The 16,713-nt window shown below is 71.1% G+C and carries 21 protein-coding genes; 10 read left to right on the forward strand and 11 right to left on the reverse strand.

Annotation, left to right across the window (positions count from 1 at the left end):
- The first annotated feature begins 280 nt into the window (after positions 1-280).
- Both SM573_RS01610 and SM573_RS01615 read left to right on the forward strand, forming a co-directional pair.
- Positions 281-1,891, forward strand: a complete 1,611-nt coding sequence (locus tag SM573_RS01610) for an RNA polymerase sigma factor (protein ID WP_474612351.1) — start codon at positions 281-283, stop codon at positions 1,889-1,891.
- A gap of 245 nt (positions 1,892-2,136) precedes the next feature.
- Positions 2,137-2,370, forward strand: a complete 234-nt coding sequence (locus tag SM573_RS01615; RefSeq protein WP_474612352.1) for a DUF7455 domain-containing protein — start codon at positions 2,137-2,139, stop codon at positions 2,368-2,370.
- A gap of 179 nt (positions 2,371-2,549) precedes the next feature.
- Here the strand turns inward: SM573_RS01615 and SM573_RS01620 are convergent, their stop codons facing one another.
- From SM573_RS01620 to SM573_RS01630, 3 genes are all read right to left on the reverse strand, one after another.
- Positions 2,550-4,283 carry a DEAD/DEAH box helicase gene (locus tag SM573_RS01620; RefSeq protein WP_474615258.1) on the reverse strand — a complete coding sequence of 578 codons (1,734 nt, stop codon included), beginning with the start codon at positions 4,281-4,283 and terminating at the stop codon, positions 2,550-2,552.
- Between the two features lie 177 nt (positions 4,284-4,460).
- Positions 4,461-5,117, reverse strand: coding sequence for a trimeric intracellular cation channel family protein (locus SM573_RS01625; RefSeq protein ID WP_474612354.1), 657 nt, complete (start codon positions 5,115-5,117; stop codon positions 4,461-4,463).
- A 40-nt stretch (positions 5,118-5,157) separates the two neighbouring features.
- Positions 5,158-5,376 carry a DUF3039 domain-containing protein gene (locus SM573_RS01630; RefSeq protein WP_091590693.1) on the reverse strand — a complete coding sequence of 73 codons (219 nt, stop codon included), beginning with the start codon at positions 5,374-5,376 and terminating at the stop codon, positions 5,158-5,160.
- Between the two features lie 87 nt (positions 5,377-5,463).
- Here SM573_RS01630 and SM573_RS01635 point away from each other — a divergent pair, with 87 nt between their 5' ends.
- Both SM573_RS01635 and SM573_RS01640 read left to right on the forward strand, forming a co-directional pair.
- Positions 5,464-6,399 (forward strand): pseudouridine-5'-phosphate glycosidase, encoded by a 936-nt coding sequence (locus tag SM573_RS01635; protein WP_474615259.1) that lies wholly within the window; start codon positions 5,464-5,466, stop codon positions 6,397-6,399.
- A complete protein-coding gene (locus SM573_RS01640; RefSeq protein WP_474615260.1) occupies positions 6,396-7,295 on the forward strand; it encodes a carbohydrate kinase family protein in 900 nt (299 codons plus the stop codon). The genes SM573_RS01635 and SM573_RS01640 overlap by 4 nt, the downstream gene beginning before the upstream one ends.
- Before the next feature lie 6 nt (positions 7,296-7,301).
- Here the strand turns inward: SM573_RS01640 and SM573_RS01645 are convergent, their stop codons facing one another.
- Positions 7,302-7,658: a DUF3099 domain-containing protein gene (locus SM573_RS01645; protein ID WP_474612357.1), complete on the reverse strand. Its 357-nt coding sequence runs from the start codon at positions 7,656-7,658 to the stop codon at positions 7,302-7,304.
- Positions 7,659-7,775: 117 nt separating this feature from the next.
- On the opposite strand from SM573_RS01645, the gene SM573_RS01650 reads away from it, so the two are divergent.
- The gene (locus tag SM573_RS01650) at positions 7,776-8,063 is read left to right on the forward strand and encodes a hypothetical protein (protein ID WP_474612358.1); all 288 of its coding nucleotides are present in this window, start codon (positions 7,776-7,778) and stop codon (positions 8,061-8,063) included.
- Positions 8,064-8,076: 13 nt separating this feature from the next.
- Entirely contained in the window at positions 8,077-8,388 is a 312-nt protein-coding gene (locus SM573_RS01655) for a hypothetical protein (protein ID WP_474612484.1), read from the forward strand.
- Positions 8,389-8,427: 39 nt separating this feature from the next.
- Here the strand turns inward: SM573_RS01655 and SM573_RS01660 are convergent, their stop codons facing one another.
- Positions 8,428-8,913 (reverse strand): HhH-GPD-type base excision DNA repair protein, encoded by a 486-nt coding sequence (locus tag SM573_RS01660; protein ID WP_474615715.1) that lies wholly within the window; start codon positions 8,911-8,913, stop codon positions 8,428-8,430.
- A 142-nt stretch (positions 8,914-9,055) separates the two neighbouring features.
- Here SM573_RS01660 and SM573_RS01665 point away from each other — a divergent pair, with 142 nt between their 5' ends.
- The gene (locus SM573_RS01665; RefSeq protein WP_474615261.1) at positions 9,056-9,652 is read left to right on the forward strand and encodes a hypothetical protein; all 597 of its coding nucleotides are present in this window, start codon (positions 9,056-9,058) and stop codon (positions 9,650-9,652) included.
- On the forward strand, positions 9,652-10,488 hold the full coding sequence (locus SM573_RS01670; RefSeq protein ID WP_474615262.1) for a DUF2637 domain-containing protein: 837 nt from the start codon (positions 9,652-9,654) through the stop codon (positions 10,486-10,488). The genes SM573_RS01665 and SM573_RS01670 overlap by 1 nt, the downstream gene beginning before the upstream one ends.
- 59 nt (positions 10,489-10,547) lie before the next feature.
- On the opposite strand, the gene SM573_RS01675 is transcribed toward SM573_RS01670, so the two are convergent.
- Together SM573_RS01675 and SM573_RS01680 are read right to left on the reverse strand one after the other, a co-directional pair.
- A complete protein-coding gene (locus tag SM573_RS01675) occupies positions 10,548-10,733 on the reverse strand; it encodes a DUF397 domain-containing protein (protein WP_474615263.1) in 186 nt (61 codons plus the stop codon).
- Positions 10,734-10,788: 55 nt separating this feature from the next.
- Positions 10,789-10,941 carry a hypothetical protein gene (locus SM573_RS01680; protein ID WP_474615264.1) on the reverse strand — a complete coding sequence of 51 codons (153 nt, stop codon included), beginning with the start codon at positions 10,939-10,941 and terminating at the stop codon, positions 10,789-10,791.
- A 500-nt stretch (positions 10,942-11,441) separates the two neighbouring features.
- On the opposite strand from SM573_RS01680, the gene SM573_RS01685 reads away from it, so the two are divergent.
- Together SM573_RS01685 and SM573_RS01690 are read left to right on the forward strand one after the other, a co-directional pair.
- Positions 11,442-12,239, forward strand: a complete 798-nt coding sequence (locus tag SM573_RS01685) for a helix-turn-helix domain-containing protein (protein ID WP_474615265.1) — start codon at positions 11,442-11,444, stop codon at positions 12,237-12,239.
- On the forward strand, positions 12,226-12,414 hold the full coding sequence (locus tag SM573_RS01690; protein ID WP_474615266.1) for a DUF397 domain-containing protein: 189 nt from the start codon (positions 12,226-12,228) through the stop codon (positions 12,412-12,414). The genes SM573_RS01685 and SM573_RS01690 overlap by 14 nt, the downstream gene beginning before the upstream one ends.
- A 207-nt stretch (positions 12,415-12,621) precedes the next feature.
- Here SM573_RS01690 and nrdJ read toward each other — a convergent pair whose 3' ends face one another.
- Genes nrdJ through SM573_RS01710 form a run of 4 tightly spaced genes read right to left on the reverse strand, consistent with a single transcriptional unit; the run spans position 12,622 to position 16,688 of the window.
- On the reverse strand, positions 12,622-14,721 hold the full coding sequence (gene nrdJ, locus SM573_RS01695) for a ribonucleoside-triphosphate reductase, adenosylcobalamin-dependent (protein WP_474615267.1): 2,100 nt from the start codon (positions 14,719-14,721) through the stop codon (positions 12,622-12,624).
- On the reverse strand, positions 14,718-15,188 hold the full coding sequence (locus tag SM573_RS01700; protein WP_474615268.1) for a sigma factor-like helix-turn-helix DNA-binding protein: 471 nt from the start codon (positions 15,186-15,188) through the stop codon (positions 14,718-14,720). The genes nrdJ and SM573_RS01700 overlap by 4 nt, the downstream gene beginning before the upstream one ends.
- Complete coding sequence (locus SM573_RS01705) at positions 15,181-15,501, reverse strand: hypothetical protein (RefSeq protein WP_474615269.1); 321 nt, start codon at positions 15,499-15,501, stop codon at positions 15,181-15,183. The genes SM573_RS01700 and SM573_RS01705 overlap by 8 nt, the downstream gene beginning before the upstream one ends.
- Complete coding sequence (locus SM573_RS01710) at positions 15,501-16,688, reverse strand: hypothetical protein (RefSeq protein WP_474615270.1); 1,188 nt, start codon at positions 16,686-16,688, stop codon at positions 15,501-15,503. The genes SM573_RS01705 and SM573_RS01710 overlap by 1 nt, the downstream gene beginning before the upstream one ends.
- Positions 16,689-16,713 lie beyond the last annotated feature (25 nt).

The following is a 16,713-nucleotide window of genomic DNA, read 5'->3' on the forward strand; positions in this document are numbered from 1 at the left end:
CCTTCCCGCACGACCGGGGCGTTCCGGTTCGTGCGCGGTTATCATCCTTACAAAGTCCACATCTGCGCCGAATCGGCGGTCCCCGAGAGCCGATCCGCCGTGCGGCGCAGGATGATCGCCGCAGACGGCGCTACAATTCACCCCTGCCCACGCGCCACGGACGGCCGACGACCGGCCGGCCCGGGACACGGGGGTTCCTCAATCACATCGCCCGGCGCGGTGGCCCCTGCTGCGCCGGTCGACCCGGCCGTGCTCGCTCTTCGCCTCCGGAAGGTCATTCGTGACAGAACCCCGCCAGACCGGCGCCGACGTTCGCTCGCTCACCGACACCCTGATCGCCCACGCGCAGAGCGCCGGCGGCCAGCTGACGTCGGCCCAGCTCGCGCGCACCGTCGAGTCCGCCGAGGTGACGCCGGCCCAGGCCAAGAAGATCCTGCGGGCGCTCTCCGAGGCGGGAGTGACCGTGGTCGTGGACGGGTCGGCCAGCACCCGCCGCCGGGTCGCCGCCGCCAGGTCCGCGACCCCGGCGTCCCGGGCCACCACCGCCAAGACCACCAAGAAGGCCGCCGCCCCGGCGCCGAAGCAGGCGCCCGCCGCCGACGAGGCTCCGGCGCCCGCCCCGCGGAAGGCGACCGCGCGCAAGAGCGCCGGCACCACCGCCGAGGTGGCCAAGGCCGCGGCGCCGGCCAAGGCCGCCAAGTCCACCCGGGCCACCAAGGCGACCGTCGCCGCGGCCGGCGGCAAGACGAAGGCCGCCCCCGCGAAGGCCAAGGGGGACGAGGGCGCCGAGGGCGACATCGATCCGGAGGAGCTCGCCGCCGAGATCGAGGACGTGGTGGTCGAGGAGCCGGCCGAGCTCACCCAGGCCGCCGAGGCCGACGCCGCCAACTCCGCCAGCGACAACGACTTCGAGTGGGACGACGAGGAGTCGGAGGCGCTCAAGCAGGCTCGGCGTGACGCCGAGCTCACGGCCTCCGCCGACTCGGTCCGGGCCTACCTCAAGCAGATCGGCAAGGTCCCGCTGCTCAACGCCGAGCAGGAGGTCGAGCTCGCCAAGCGGATCGAGGCCGGGCTCTACGCCGCGGAGCGGCTGCGCGCCGCCGAGGAGGGCGAGGAGAAGCTCACCCGCGAGATGCAGCGCGACCTGATGTGGATCTCCCGGGACGGCGAGCGGGCCAAGAACCACCTGCTCGAGGCCAACCTGCGGCTGGTCGTCTCGCTCGCCAAGCGCTACACGGGGCGTGGCATGGCCTTCCTCGACCTGATCCAGGAGGGCAACCTCGGCCTGATCCGCGCGGTCGAGAAGTTCGACTACACCAAGGGCTACAAGTTCTCCACCTACGCCACCTGGTGGATCCGCCAGGCCATCACCCGCGCCATGGCCGACCAGGCCCGCACCATCCGCATCCCGGTGCACATGGTCGAGGTGATCAACAAGCTGGGCCGGATCCAGCGCGAGCTGCTCCAGGACCTGGGCCGCGAGCCCACCCCGGAGGAGCTGGCCAAGGAGATGGACATCACACCGGAGAAGGTGCTGGAGATCCAGCAGTACGCCCGGGAGCCCATCTCGCTGGACCAGACCATCGGCGACGAGGGTGACAGCCAGCTCGGTGACTTCATCGAGGACTCGGAGGCCGTGGTCGCCGTCGACGCGGTCTCGTTCAGCCTGCTGCAGGACCAGCTCCAGCAGGTGCTGCAGACGCTCTCCGAGCGCGAGGCGGGCGTGGTACGCCTGCGCTTCGGCCTCACGGACGGCCAGCCGCGCACGCTGGACGAGATCGGCCAGGTCTACGGGGTGACCCGGGAGCGGATCCGGCAGATCGAGTCGAAGACCATGTCCAAGCTGCGCCACCCGTCGCGGTCGCAGGTTCTCCGGGACTACCTGGACTGAGCCCGGGTCGTCAACCGAGCGTGTCTTTTTGATCACCTGGCGTGCAACGCCGGATGGTGACCCGCCGGTTGCACGATTGTGATCGTTGACGTGGCACCCTTGGTGCACGGCACACTGTCCCTGCCATGTGTGACCTCGGTCGCCCGCGGGCACACAGGGAAGGCCAGGCGCGACAAGGATGTTGCACGATAGGTGAGCAACGACCGAAGAGATTGTTCATCGGTGACGACCAGAGGAGGAAGGCGATGACCCCGACCCTCACGCCGCCGCCCGAGACGGTGAGCCCCCCGGCCGCCGATGAACGGTGCGACCGCTGCAATGCTGCTGGCAAGCTCCGCATCACGTTGGCCGGTGGGGGCGAGCTGGTGTTCTGTGGGCACCACGCGAACAAGTACGCCGAGGATCTCGTGAAGATCACCGTTCGGTACGCGACGGACCCCGACTTCAGCTGGCGTGGCGCTGACCTGATGGCGAACTGACACCCGCAACCCGACATAGAGCCGGCCGGAGGCCCCAGAAAGGGCGCCTCCGGCCGGCCTTTCTGTATCCCTCCCGAACGGCGCCGTCCGCCCCTCCCGCGGTGCCCAGGAGCGTTGCGTGGCGCCGCGCCCGATTCCCGACGCAACCCTCTTGATCACCGGGGCTTCCGGGGGCGGGGTCAGAGGGTTTGGACGGTGGCGATCCGCTCTTCGAGCTGCTCGATCGTCGCCTGGGCGCTCGGCGGGCCACCGCAGAGCCGGCGCAGCTCGGCATGGATCTTGCCGTGCGGTTGGCCGGTGCGGTGGTGCCGGGCGGCCACGAGCGCGTTGAGCTGGCGACGGAGCGCCACCCGGCGCTGGGCGGCACTCAGTGGTGCGGCAGGCGCGGCGGGGGCCTCAGCGGCCGGCTCAGCGGCCCGCGCGGCCGCTCTGCGGCGCTGCGCGGCGAGCTGCTCGGCCTGCCGCTTCGACAACAGGGTGGCGACCTGGTCGGCGGTGAGGAGGCCGGGCAGGCCCAGGTACTCCTCCTCCTCGGGCGTGCCGGCCTGGGCCGCGGTGCCGAAGGACGCGCCATCGAAGATCACCTGGTCCAGCTCGGCGGTGGCGGAGAGCGCGGCGAACCTCTTCTCCAGCTCGCCGCTGGCCTGCTCGTCGCGCTGCGCCCGCTCCAACAGGTCGTCGTCGAAGCCCTCGCGATCCTTCGGCTTGCCCAGCACGTGGTCGCGGGCGGCCTCCATCTCGCTGGCCAGCCCGAGCAGGTGCGGCACGCTGGGCAGGAAGACCGACGCGGTCTCCCCCGGCCGGCGGGCCCGGACGAAGCGGCCGATGGCCTGCGCGAAGTAGAGCGGCGTGCTGGCGCTGGTGGCGTAGACACCGACGGCGAGGCGCGGGATGTCCACCCCTTCCGAGACCATCCGCACCGCCACCAGCCACCGCTGCTCGGACGCCGCGAACGTCGCGATCCGCGCGGAGGCGCCGACGTCGTCGGAGAGCACCACCGCGGCCTTCTCGCCGGTCACCTGCTCGAGGAGCTTGGCGTACGAGCGGGCGGCCTGCTGGTCGCTGGCGATCACCAACCCACCGGCGTCCGGCATACCGGCGTTGCGCAGCACGCTGAGCCGGGCGTCGGCGGCGCGCAGCACCTGCGGCATCCAGTCGCCCGCCGGGTCCAGGGCGGTCCGCCAGGCCTGGGCGATCAGGTCCTGCGTCATCGGCTCCCCGAGCCGCGCCGCGAGCTCGTCCCCGGCGTTGGTCCGCCAGCGGGTCTCTCCCGAGTACGCGAGGAACAGCACCGGCCGGACGACGTTGTCGCGCAGCGCGTCGGCGTAGCCGTAGACCGAGTCGGCGCGCGAGCGCAGCAGCCCGTCGTCGCCGCGCTCGTAGGTCACGAACGGGATGGGGTTGTCGTCGGAGCGGAACGGCGTGCCGGTGAGCATCAGGCGGCGCACCGCGGGCTCGAAGGCGGCCTTCACGCCGTCGCCCCAGGTGCGGGAGTCACCGGCGTGGTGGATCTCGTCGAGGATGACCAGGGTGCGCCGGGTCATGGTGCGACGCCGGTGCACCTGCGGGGCCATGCCGACCTGGGCGTACGTGACCACCGCGCCGTGGAAGTCGGCCGACGAGTGCACGTCGGCGTTGCGGAAGGCGGCGTCCAGCTGGATGCCCACCCGGGCGGCGGCCTGCGCCCACTGCGTCTTCAGGTGCTCCGTCGGGGCGACCACGGTGACCGCCTCCACGGTGCCGTCGGCGAGCAGCTCGGCGGCGATCCGCAGGGCGAAGGTCGTCTTGCCGGCCCCGGGCGTCGCGACGGCGGTGAAGTCCTCGGCGCGTCGACGCAGATACTCCACCAGCGCCTTGCGCTGCCAGGCGCGTAGTGCCGGAAACGTGTCGATCGCCGGCAACGGGGCTGCCACCCGAGGCTCCTCTCCGACCGCACAAGAGCGGACCTCGGCGCGTGGCCACCGGTCCGCACCGCCCATGAAAACGCCTCCGCGCAGAAGATGCCGCGAAGGCCGACTCAGCATAACCAGCCGGCGCCCGCCCTCCCAGGCGACGCCACGCTGGTCACATCTGTCGCGGCGTGCCGCCCGTCACCACTGCGGGCCCGACCCCCGGTCGGGGGTACGCGGCGGCCGCAGCGCCGCCACCGGCGCCGTCCAGCGCCGCCGCAGCGCCACGAGCCGTACGACGAACACCAGGACCGCCGCGGCGCTCAGCGGCGCCGGCCCGGCCTGCCCCAGGCCGTGGAGCACGGCCACGAGGACCGCCCCCGCCAGCGCGGCCAGCGCGTAGATCTCGCGACGCAGCACCACCGGAATCTCGCCGGTGAGCAGGTCCCGGCCCAGCCCGCCACCGATGCCGGTGAGCATGCCGATCAGGCACGCCCCGACCGGCGGGACCCGCGCGTCGAGGGCCTTCAGCGTGCCGGTCACCGTGAAGAGCGCGAGCCCGGCCGCGTCGAGCACCAGGACGGTGGTGCGCAGCCGGGCCAGTTGGGGGTGCAACCAGAAGACGGCGGCGGCGGTGACCGCGGCCGCCGCCGCGTACCGCCAGTCGGCGAAGGCCAGCGGCGGCACCTCGTCGATGACGAGGTCGCGGAAGATCCCGCCGCCCAGGGCGGCCACGAAGCCGACGAAGACGACCCCGAAGAGGTCCAGCCGCTTGGCCACCGCGGCCGAGGCGCCGGAGGCGGCGAAGACCGCGACGCCGACGAGGTCGGCGATGAGCAGGGCGGTGGAGGTGGTCACCGCCGAAGGTTACGCGCGCGGCACGGAGCGGGTGCCGGGGTCAGTCGCCCCAGGAGTCGTAGATCTCCTTGCACTTCGGGCAGACCGGCGAGCCGGGCTTCGCCGCCTTGGTCACCGGGAAGGTCTCCCCGCACAGCGCGACGACGAAGGTGCCCATCACGGCACTCTCCGCGATCTTGTCCTTCCGGACGTAGTGGAACATCTCGGGACCGGTGTCGGCGTCCTTCAGCTCGGGACGCTCGAGAACCTGTGTGCTCACGTCTGCACCTCCAACCGACAAGTTTGGCAGCTCACCACGGTCCGGTCCACTTCACCCCGGTCCGGGGCGGGCCGTACGGTGATCACCGTGACCAACTTTCACATCCGTTACGGCGCCGAGGTGGCCGACGCGCTGCGCGACGGCCGTCCCGTCGTCGCCCTGGAGAGCACCATCGTCTCGCACGGTCTTCCCCGGCCGGAGAACCTGCGGGTGGCCCGTGAGATCGAGACCACGGTCCGCGCGGCCGGGGCGGTGCCGGCCACCATCGGCATGGTTGGCGGCGAACTGGTGGTCGGTCTCGACGACGCGCAGCTGACCCGCCTCGCGACCGTCGACGGTGTGGCCAAGCTCTCCGTACGCGATCTGGCCGTGGCCGCGGCGACCGGCGCGGACGGCGCGACGACCGTGGCGGCGACCAGTGCCGTGGCGGCCGCGGCGGGGATCGGTGTCTTCGCCACCGGCGGGCTGGGCGGCGTGCACCGGGAGGCCTCGCACACCTTCGACGAGTCGGCCGACCTGACCACCCTCGCGCGGACCCCGATCGCCGTGGTCTGCGCCGGCGTGAAGTCGATCCTCGACGTCGGGGCGACGCTGGAGCGGCTGGAGACGCTCGGGGTGAGCGTGGTGGGCTACCGCACCCGCCGGTTCCCGGGCTTCTACCTCACCGACGGCGGTTTCGACCTCGACTGGTCCGTGGAGTCGCCCGAGCAGATCGCCGCGGTGCTCGCGGCCCGGTCGGCGCACGGCGTCCAGGCCGGCGGCCTGGTGGTGGCCAACCCGCTCCCCGCCAACGAGCAGCTGGACCCGGCGCTGCACGACCGCACCCTGACCGAGGGTCTCGCGCTGTTGGAACGCGACGGGGTGACCGGCAAGGCGGTGACCCCCTACCTGCTCGCCCACTTCCACTCCGCCACCGAGGGCGCCAGCCTCACGGTGAACGTGCGGATCATCCTGCGCAACGCCGACCTGGCGGCACGGATCGCGGTGGCCGCGGCCGCCCGCCGCGCCGACACCGGGGCATGAACCCCGCCCCGCGGATCGTCGTCGTCGGCGACGTGATCACCGACGTGGTCGCGGTGCTCTCCGGACCGCTCGCGACGGGTTCGGACACCGCGGCCGAGATCCGGTTCAGCGGTGGCGGCCAGGCGGCCAACACCGCCGCCTGGCTCGCCGCCCAGGGCGCGTCCGTGACGCTGGTCGCCGCGGTCGGCGACGACCCGGAGGGGCGCGACCGCGTGGTCGAGCTGGAGGCCGCGGGCGTGGACTGCGCCGCCGAGCGCGTGGCGGGGGCGGCGACCGGCACGGTCATCGTGCTGGCCCGCGACGGCGAGCGGACGATGGTCAGCCAGCGCGGGGCGAACCTGCGGCTGACCGCGGCGCACGTCGAGCGGGCCGTCGCGGCGGTGCCCGACGCCGGGCACCTGCACCTGTCCGCGTACACCCTGCTGGACCCGGAGTCGCGCGGGGCCGGGCTGCGGGCGTTGGCCGTGGCCCGCGAGCGCGGGCTCACCACGAGCGTCGACGCGGCCTCCGCGGAGCCGTTGCGGAGGGTCGGTGCGGGGGCGTTCCTGGCCTGGGTACGCGACGTGGACCTGCTGCTGGTCAACTCGGACGAGGCGACTGTGCTGGCCGGTGGGTTGGAGCCGGCGGCCCAGGCGCGGGCGCTGTCGGCGACGGCCCGGCGGGTGGTGGTCAAGCGCGGCGCGGCCGGCGCGGTGTGGGCGGACCGTACGGGGATGCTCAGCGCGGCGCCGGCCCGCCGGGTGGCGGTGCTCGACGTCACGGGGGCCGGGGACGCGTTCGCCGCGGGGCTGCTGACCGCCTGGCTGGGCGGCGCGAGGCCGGACGCGGCGTTGGCGCGGGCCGGTGACCTCGGCGCGGTGGCGGTCTCGACGCTCGGCGCCCGGCCGCGGCCCTGACGCTCGTCACGGTTCGGCGTCGATGACCTTGTGGGGGCGCTCCTCGGCGGTGAGGCTCATCGGCGGGGCGGTGTCCTGGTGCTGCTGGTGGAAGCGGTTGGCCAGCCGGTGCTGTTCCTTGGGCGGCCGGTCGTTGGCGAGCAGCACCGCCAGCCACGGGATGAGCACCATGCCGAGGCCGCAGAGCGGGAGCCACAGCCAGAGCATGGGGGCCTGCGCACCCACCAGGATCGCGCCCACGACCAGGCAGGCGACCCGGACGCCCATCATCAGCACGTAACGCCGCTGCCGACTGGTGAGCTGATCGTCCTGGCTGCGTGAGGCATCGGTGATCAGGATCGGTTGGTACGCCTGACGCTTCACCACGGACCTCCTCGAGGGGTTACGCCTCATCCTGACACTCACCGGCCGTGATCAGCGACATTCAGGGCAGCCGCGGTGCACATCCCGCTCGTGTTACGTGCGTGGTACGCTCCGCCCGTGGGCAGCAGGTTCAGCTTCACCGAAGAGGCGCTGGCCAACCTGAAGGTCTACGACGTCACGCCGGGGGAAGTCTGGGAGGCGCTCCACAGCGCGCGGCGGGTGATCCGCCACCTGGGCGACGACGTGATGGTCGTCTACGCCGCCGCCCGGCGGGGCCGTCGGCTGGCCGTGCTGCTCGCCGAGGCCGACGACACCGACAACGACTGGGACATCCTCTCCGCCCGCGAACTGAGCGACGTCGAGTCGAAGCGCTACGACGAGGCCGTGCGGAGAGAGCGCCGATGAGGAGGCGGTGACGATGCACCGTAACGACGCGATGAAGCAGTTCCACAGCGGCGACGACCGGCTCGCGGAGCTGATCGACGAGAGCCAGCCGGCGGCGCTGCCCACCCCCGACACCGACGTGCCGATGGTGAGCAGGTCGGTGCGGCTGCCGCTGGAGACGTACGAACGGGTGCGGGCGGCCGCCGAGGCGCGCGGCATCGGGGTCACCACCCTGATGCGGCAGTGGATCGAGGCGGGCCTGGCCGACCTCGACGACTCCGCCACCGTCTCGCTCGCCGACGTCCGACGGGCGATCGCCTCACTGGCCCACCCCACCGCCGCCTGAACAGCCGTCACAGGGGTGGGGCCGGGGACCGGCGTTGCGTCAGGCGCTCGTCTTCGCCTTCGCCACGGCCTTCATCTGCTGCTTGTACTCCCGGACCCGGCGCAACGACTCCCCGTCGGTCACGTCGGCGACGGAGCGGTACGCGTCCGCGTCGCCGTACCCGCCGGCCGCCTCCCGCCAGCCCTCCGGCCGGACGTCGAACCGCTTGCCGAGCAGGGCGAGGAAGATCTGCGCCTTCTGCTTGCCGAAGCCGGGCAGCTCGGCGATCCGGCGGAGCAGCTCCCGCCCGTCGGCCACACCGGCCCAGAGCCCGGCGGCGTCGCCGTCGTACCGCTCGACGAGCGTGCGGCAGACCTCCTGCACCCGGGCGGCCATCGCCTTGGGAAACCGGTGCAGGGCCGGCGGCTGGGCGAAGATCGCCACCAGCTGCTCCGGGTCGTACCCGGCGAGTTCCCGGGCGTCGAGGTCGTGCCCGAGCCGCTGCGTCAGCACGTACGGCGAGGAGAACGCCTTCTCCATGGGGATCTGCTGGTCTCAGCAGATGGCCGACCCATAGAAGAGAGGTCGGGCAAGAAACAGCCCCGGTCGGTGCGCGAACACCGCCGGGGCCAGACGGACGCTGGAGGTCCGCCGTGTACTCGAAGTCTATCACTGTCCGGGGCGCGCGATGAGCGTGGAAGCCCTGACCTGGGCCTTCAACGAGGCCCCTGACGTACGGAAGTGCTGCGTCCCGGTCCTGCTCGGACTGGCCAACCACGCGCACGCCAACGGCAAGGGTGCCTACCCCGGCCAGAAGCTCCTGGCCCACTACGCCCGCAAGACCGTCCGCGCCACGCAGGACTGCCTGAAGCACCTCCTGGAGGACGGGCTGATCGCGCGAGGCGACCAGCGCCACGTTGCCTACATCCCGGCCGACCGCCGGCCCGTGGTCTACAACCTGGCGATGCACCGGAAGCGGGAGATCCCGCTGGACCTGCTCCCCGAGGCGGAGCCGGTGTCGGGCAAGTCGGCTGCCGTGCCGGACGACGGCCACGAGGAGCCCTTCATCGAGCCTGTGGAGTCCCCGGAGCCGGAGCCGGCACGTCCGGCCCGCCCGGCGCAGCCGACCGGCCTGGCGGCCTTCAGGGCGGCCCGCAAGAAGCTCGACGAGAAGCGGGGCGCTGCCCTGCCGCCGGAGCCGGGTGCGAAGAAGTGCCGGAAGCACCGGGGCCAGCTCGCCAACAACTGCACGCCGTGCAAGAGCGAAGCGAAGGGGGTGGCCTGATGAGCCGCGCCGAGAAGTGGGAGCGCCGAGTCCAGGTGGCCATCCTCCTCGCCGTGGGGATCTCGGCGGGCTACGTCAGCTTCACCCACGTCCACGACTGGACGATGGCCAACTCCCCCGAGCACGTGCCGGCCGGGGCCGGCTGGGTCAACGCCGGCATCTCCGAGCTGATCCCCATCGCGGCGCTGATCGAGATCCGGCGGCGCAAGCGGGACGGGCGGGGCATCGTCTTCCCGGTGGTACTGATCGTCGCGGCGACGACCCTGTCCCTGACCGCTCAGCTCGCCGTCGCCAAGCCCGGCCTGTCCGGCGGCATCGTGTCGGCGGTACCCGCCATCGCCTTCATGGGTCTCGTGAAGCTGGTACTGGCCGGCGCGGCGGTGAAGGTACTGGACGGGAAGGTACCGGCCGCCAAGCGGGTACCGGGTACTGCCGAGGTACCGGTACGGAAGGTGCCGACCCGCAAGGTACCGGCTCAGGCTGTACCGGTACCGGCGATGGCAGTACCCGCGAGGCCGGTACCCGGTACCCCGGCAGTACCGGTACCCGAGGTACCGAAGACGGCGGTACCGGTACCTGACCAGGCGGTACCCGGCGAGCCGGTACCCGCGATCGTGGTACCGGGCCCCGAGCGGAGGGTACGGAAGCCTGCCGGTACTCGACCTGACGCGGAGCTGAAGGCGGTACTGCTAGACCCCGAGGCGGTACCCCGGAAGCCGGACGGGACGGTACCGGTGAAGGTCGCGGCGAAGGTACTGGGTACCGGGCCGGACAGGGCGCGGCGTCTTCTCGACGACCTCGGCCTGCGCGAGCCGAAGGTATCGGTACCCGCGTAGCAGTGAGCCCCGGTACCGCTGACGGCAATCAGCGGTACCGGGGCCCCTACGCGATGGGCTCAGACCTCGCCAGCGAGAACCTTCTGCTTCAGCGTCTCGAACGACGCCAGGGGGAACCGGGCGACGCCCTCCGGGTGCTCGCTGTCCCGCAGGAGGACGACGTTGTCGCCGAACGCGATCTCCGGGCAGTTCGGGCCGGAGTTGTCACACTTCAGGGTGCGCCACTTGGGCTGGAGCTGTTCCATCTCGTTCTCCTTGTTCTGCCGGCCGCCCGGTGCGGTCGGTCGTCTTGCGGGGTGGTCAGCGAGCGCGTGCCCAGTTCAGGAAGCGCTCACTGAGGTCGCGGGGCTTCTCGCTCGGGTTGAGCTGGTGAAGCTGGCCGTCAGCCTCGGCCATCTGTGAGGCGAGGTAGACCAGGAGTCCGGTGCGGTTGTTGCGGAAGTCGACCAGCAACTTCAGTCGCGCCGGTTGGCAGGGCCACTCGGCGGCGCAGTTGCGACACAGCCAGATCGGTCGGATCGGCTGGTGCGGAACGACTGGCCGCCGAGCGCTCACAGTCGACGTCCGCCGTTCGCCCGGAACCACTGGGCCGGGGTTAGCCTGCCGACGCGGCCGACATCCAGCGTCGAGTACGCCCTTGTTGGCTCCCGCATCCAAGCGGGCGGGTTCTCGCCGGGCTTGCGCGCTGGCCGAACGATCCTGCGGTTGAACCACGGCGACACCTCAACCTCCTCGGGAGTTGGGAAGAGGCCGCCCCACCACGGGGGGAGCAGGGCGGCCCCTGGCAAGACCCACTGACGCCCCCCTCGGCAGCCAGCAGGCCCGCATAGATGACAGTCTTGTAAGGACACAGCTACGCTCGGAAGGCGTTCGGGCAGGTCGCGGTGAGGGTCTGGCGATCTTGTGGCGCGGCTGGAACTGGCTGGCGATCTTGGCGATTCCCTGGAGGTCGGGTGGAACACGACGAGGCGTTCGAGCTGATTCGCGTTCAGCTCCGCAAGCAGCGGGCCCTACGCGGCATGTCGCAAGAGGAGTTCGGCAAGCGCGCGAACTACTCAGGGTCCACTGTCTCCGCAGTGGAGACCGGCACCAGGCCGATCGACCTGGCATACGCCCGCCGAGCTGACGAGATCCTGGAGACCGGCGGTCTGTTCGAGACCCTGCTGAAGAACGCCCAGCGAGACGGCCAGCCGAGCTGGTTCAAGCCCTGGTTGGAAGCTGAGCGCGCCGCGAAGCAGCTCCGGTACTTCAACCCGACCCTGATCCCCGGCCTGCTCCAGACGGCGAACTACGCCCGCGCCGTCCTGCGCTTCGACGACACCAGGCCGGAGGAAGAGGTCGAGAAGGCGGTGGCCAGCCGGCTCGAACGACAGGAGATCCTGACCCGCGACCGCCCGCCTCTCGTGGTGGCCGTCATCGACGAGGCTGCGCTCCGCCGCCGCGACGCGATCATGGCGGAACAGCTCGCGCACCTACTGCGCATGGCCGAGCTGCCCCACATCCACCTGCACGTCATCCCCGGCGACGCCGGGCTGCACGTCGGGCTCTCCGGGCCGTTGGCGCTGGCCAGGTCCGCAGAGGGTGGATGGGTCGGCCACCTGGAGAACCAGCTTGCAGGGCTTGTGGTCGATGGCGAGGATGGGATGGCTACGCTTCTGGCGAGATGGGAGAGCGTGAGGGGCGTCGCCCTCCCGCAAGCCCTGTCTGTCGCCCTGATGAAGGAAGTTGAGAGCCAGCATGGACCTCAGTAACGCTCAGTGGAAGAAGTCCACCCGCAGCGGCACGAGCGGTGGCGACTGCGTGGAGGTGGCCGACAACCTCCCCGGCGTGGTTGCCGTCCGCGACAGCAAGGACCCGGCGGGCCCCGTGCTCGCCTTCGACCCGCAGACCTGGCGCTCGTTCGTGGAGTACGCCAAGCAGCACTGACCAGATGCACAAGAAGAGGCCCCCCAGCATCACGCTGAGGGGCCTTCTTCGTCTTCAGGTATCCGACGCCGCCTCGCCTCTCTCGCCTCGATAGCGAGCAGCACAGGGGCCTTGGGTTGGCTGAGCTTCAGGGCCCAGCCGACCGACCGCGCGTACCGCGTGTAGAGCACGTAGACGCTCGGCCGGTCGTCCATGCCGGCAGGCTACCTACCGGACCGGGCAGGCACCAGACGCGCACTCCTCGTCGATGCCGTCCGAGACCAGCGTGGCCTTGGCCATGCGGTACGCGCCCTCGGAGATCCGCTCCATCGGGGCCTGCGGTCGGGTGCCGTCGACCATGATGGTCGTGCCCTTCAGGCAGGGCAGCCACTTCCTGATCGTCGCGGCGACCTCGTCCGCGTCCAAGCCGGGCCGGACGTTGGCCGTGAAGCTGACCGCGTTGTCGGCGTAGCAGTTCTGGTACATCGCCTGGAAGGACAGCATGTCGTCGAGGCTGATCTCGTCGGCGCTCTCGACCAGGTCGGCGGCCTCGTACTTGTCGTAGCCCAGGGCCTCCACCTCATCAAGGAGGTTGTCCTTGGTCGGGAACTCGACGACCATCGTGTTGCCGGAGGCGTCGTACTGGCAGACCTCCGTGTGGAAGCCCTGCTCGCGGAACTCCTCCACCTTCGCCCGCTGGTCGGCGTCCGCCATGCTGAAGCGGACCCGGCGGATGAAGAACCGGGCGTAGATCGGGTGGATGCCCTCCGTCGTGCCGGGCAGCTTGGCGATCGTGCCGGTCGGCGCGACGGTGGTCACCTTCACGGGCTCGGGGATGCGCAGGTCGAAGGCGTACTGCCGGGCAGCCTCCCTCACCTTGGCCTTCATCTCGGCCAGCTCGCGCCGCAGGCCGGCGATCTTCGGGACCTTCGAGTACGGGTACCCCCGCTTGGCGTAGAACGCCTGTACCCCGAAGTGCCCGACGCCGATCCGGCGCTCGCTCTCCATGACCGCCTTCTGGCCAGGGTCGAGCATGTCGCCGAACGTCGCCCGCACCAGGAAGCGCGTCATCAGCTCGTGCGCCTCGTCGAGGCCGAGCCAGTCGACCGGTCCGCCCTTGCGCGTCGGCGCGAAGGCGTCCAGGTTGACGTGACCGAGCACGCACGCACCGCTGGCGGGGAGCGGGATCTCGCCGCACGGGTTGGTCGCCACGACCTCGTTGATCTCGCCGATGTTCGAGTAGTCGCTGTTCCAGTAGCCCGGCTCGCCGTTCGTCAGCGCGCCTTCGGTCACCATGCGGTGGATCTCGACCGCCTCCGGGTCGCCGTCGATCAGCAGGCGCACGAACGACTCGTCGATCTCGACGCTGATGTTCGTCGTCCAGTGAAGCCCGGTGTCGGCCTTCGCCGTGATGAAGTCGTGGATGAAGGGGTCGCGCCAGTGCACGATGGCCATGCGAGCGCTGCGCCGGTTGCCGCCCGACACCACGCACTCGGCGATGGCGTGGTCGATCTCCATCGCGTCGAGCGGGGTCACGATCATGCCGTCGAAGGGCAGCTCGTCGGCGCGGGCCTCCGCCTTGTTCAGCACCTCGGACGTGCGGTGGAGGAGCTGGGCGAACGGGGCCGGACCCGAGGCAGTCCCGCCGAAGGTCTTCAGCCGCGAGCCCTTGCAGCGGACCCGCGACACGTCGTAGACGCGGTTCTCGTGCTTGACCTCGTCGTCGGTCATGTAGGTGTCGATGAGGTCGACCAGGGCAGCGGCCCAGCCCTCGCGGGAGTCCTCCACCTCGAACGCGCCGGCCCAGTTGGAGTCGTACTCCTCGGAGAGCAGGCCGGCGGCCTTCATGTCCTCGTAGTCCTGGTGCATCGGGTCGCAGACCACGTGCACGCGGAGCTGCCGGCGCGGCGCACCGAACTTCTCCAGGAAGCGCGAGGAGTAGTTGCTCCCCACTCCCCCGCCCTCCATGAGGCGGAGGAAGGAGAACTGGAAGTGGTCGGACAGCTTGTCGCTCTGCCAGCCGGACAGGTGACAGTTGAACAAGAACTGTCTTCCGCTGACGCCCGTGGCCCACAGGTGCCGGCCGGCGGGGATGATGGCGAAGCGCAGCATGTACTTCTTCAGCCGCTCGTACTCCGCCATCACCTCGTCGGACCAGGTCGCCTTCGGCCCGTAGACCAGGGCCAGGTTGCCGGCGGCCACCCGCTCGACGGTGTCCGGCCAGGTCTCCTTCGAGCCGTCAGCCTGCGTGCGGGAGTACGTCCGGTCGTAGACCACCTCGCCCGTGGGGCCGAAGGTGAAGGGCGGGGTCAGGTCGATGATGCTCACTGGTTGGTGTCACTCCCAGATGTCAGCGTTGCAGTATCGTCGATGTCTTCGTAGGTGTCGCCGTTCAGGTGGGCCACCAGGCGGCCGACGCCGCGCTCAGCCCGCCGCATGGCCGTGCTCTTGGGGACGCCGAAGGCTCGGCCGACCTCGTCGAGCGTCCAGTCCAGGCCGTACCTCAGAAGGAGGGTCTGGCGCTCCTCCAGCGGTAGGCCGGCGTGCCGCCAGGCCGCGTGGATGTCGCCCAGGTGGGCGTACAGCGTGTTGCCGAGCTTCGGGTTGACCGTGGCCTTGCGGACCGAGGGGTCGCAGCAGGCACAGTCCTCCTTCGGCGTGCCGTCCCGTCGAGCGTGGATCTGGCACCCCCGTACCGGCCGCGCCGCCTCGGGATTGGCCATGCCGTAGGCGTAGTCCTTGTCCCACACGGCCGGGAGAAGCTGCTCGACGAGCCGGCGGTCGTACCTACTCACCGGCACCCTCACGGGCGGCCTCGTAGGAGCTGGTCTGTTCGGCGCGGGCGGCGTCGCCCTCGCTCAGGTTGAGCAGCCGGGAGTACAGCCGGTGTGCCAGCAGGGGCACGTCGACCGCCGGCTCACCCACGCAGGAGGGCAGCAGGTAGCGGTCCACCTGCTCGGGGTGCGTGGCGACCCAGAGGATGGCTTCCTGCCGCATGTCGTCGTACTCGACGACGCCGCCCCGGTCGCGGGTGACGCGGGCCGCCGCTACATGGATGGCCCGCTGCACTCCGCTGAGCTGTGCCAGCTCCCAGTTGATCAGGTCCACTATCGGACCACCTCCTTCAGGTTGGTCTGGCCGTCCTTGGTGACGGCGACGATGAGGCCGGGCGCTCCGGTGGTGCCCTTGGCGTGCCGCCACCAGGTGCTCTCGCTCTCCAGGGCCGGCGGCTGGATGAACGTTCTCGGCCCGTCGCTGTCGACGTGCTCGTGGTGCAGGTGGCCGGCGAGGAGCAGGTCCGCCTGGTGCATCGCCGAGGCGCGGTTGAACGCCTGGCCACGCCACCACTCGAAGTGCTTGCCGGGCCGCCACTGGTGGCCGTGCGCGTGAGCGACGACCGTGCCGGCCACGTCCAGGACCACGGTCAGCTCGTCGGTCTGCGGCACGTAGAACTCGACGTGACGGAAGGCTTCCGGGTGCAGCGCCGCAGCGTCGGCGACCGCGATCAGCGACTCGGTGTCGTGGCTGTCGTCGTACCTGGTCACGCCCTTGCCGTTGAACCGAACTGCCTCGCCGTGGTTGCCGGGGACGGCAGCCATGGTCAGCCGCTCGGCCAACGGCGCGAACGTGGTCAGCGCGTGCAGCATCACCCGCCGGGTCAGCCGGATCTGCTCCGTCAGCGTCAGCGGCGTACGCCAGGTGTTCGCCCCGCCCTGGCTCACGAAGCCCTCGACGTGGTCGCCGAGCCAGGCGATGTGGACGTGACCGATGTCGAAGCGCGCCTGGTGCTCGGTCAGCACGTCGGCCGCCCGGTTGATGCAGCCGATCGTGCGCTCCAGCGTGCCCTTCACGCCGTCGCCGTCGATCTTGCCGAACTGCATGTCGCCCAGGGCCACGATGAAGCCGTGGTCACCCTGCGGGCGGTCCTCGTGCTTCAGGCCGGCATACGGCTCGATGGCGGCGAACAGCTCGTCGAGACCGGGCCGCTCCGCGCCGGCCGAGCCGATGCGGCGGAAGGTGAACCGCGCGGACTCGCCCTGCTGCCCGCTGGGCATCGTCCACTCACTGCGCCGGTAGCCGACCTGCTCCCACTCGTCGGGGTTGAGTCCCTGGTTGAGCAGGTACTCACGGGCGGCGTTGTTGGTGGTCTCGCCGACGCCGCGTCGCAGCTCGGCCACCGCCTCGTTGCCGTTCACCTCCAGCTTGGAGGTGAAGTCACGCTCGGGGTCGGTCAGCCTAGCCGGGATCTCGGGTCCGACCGGCTTGCTCGTCAGCTCGTTGAGCAGGTCGCTCACTGGTGAATCGCTCCTGTCTGGCGAG

The sequence above is a fragment of the Micromonospora xinjiangensis genome (assembly GCF_056150165.1).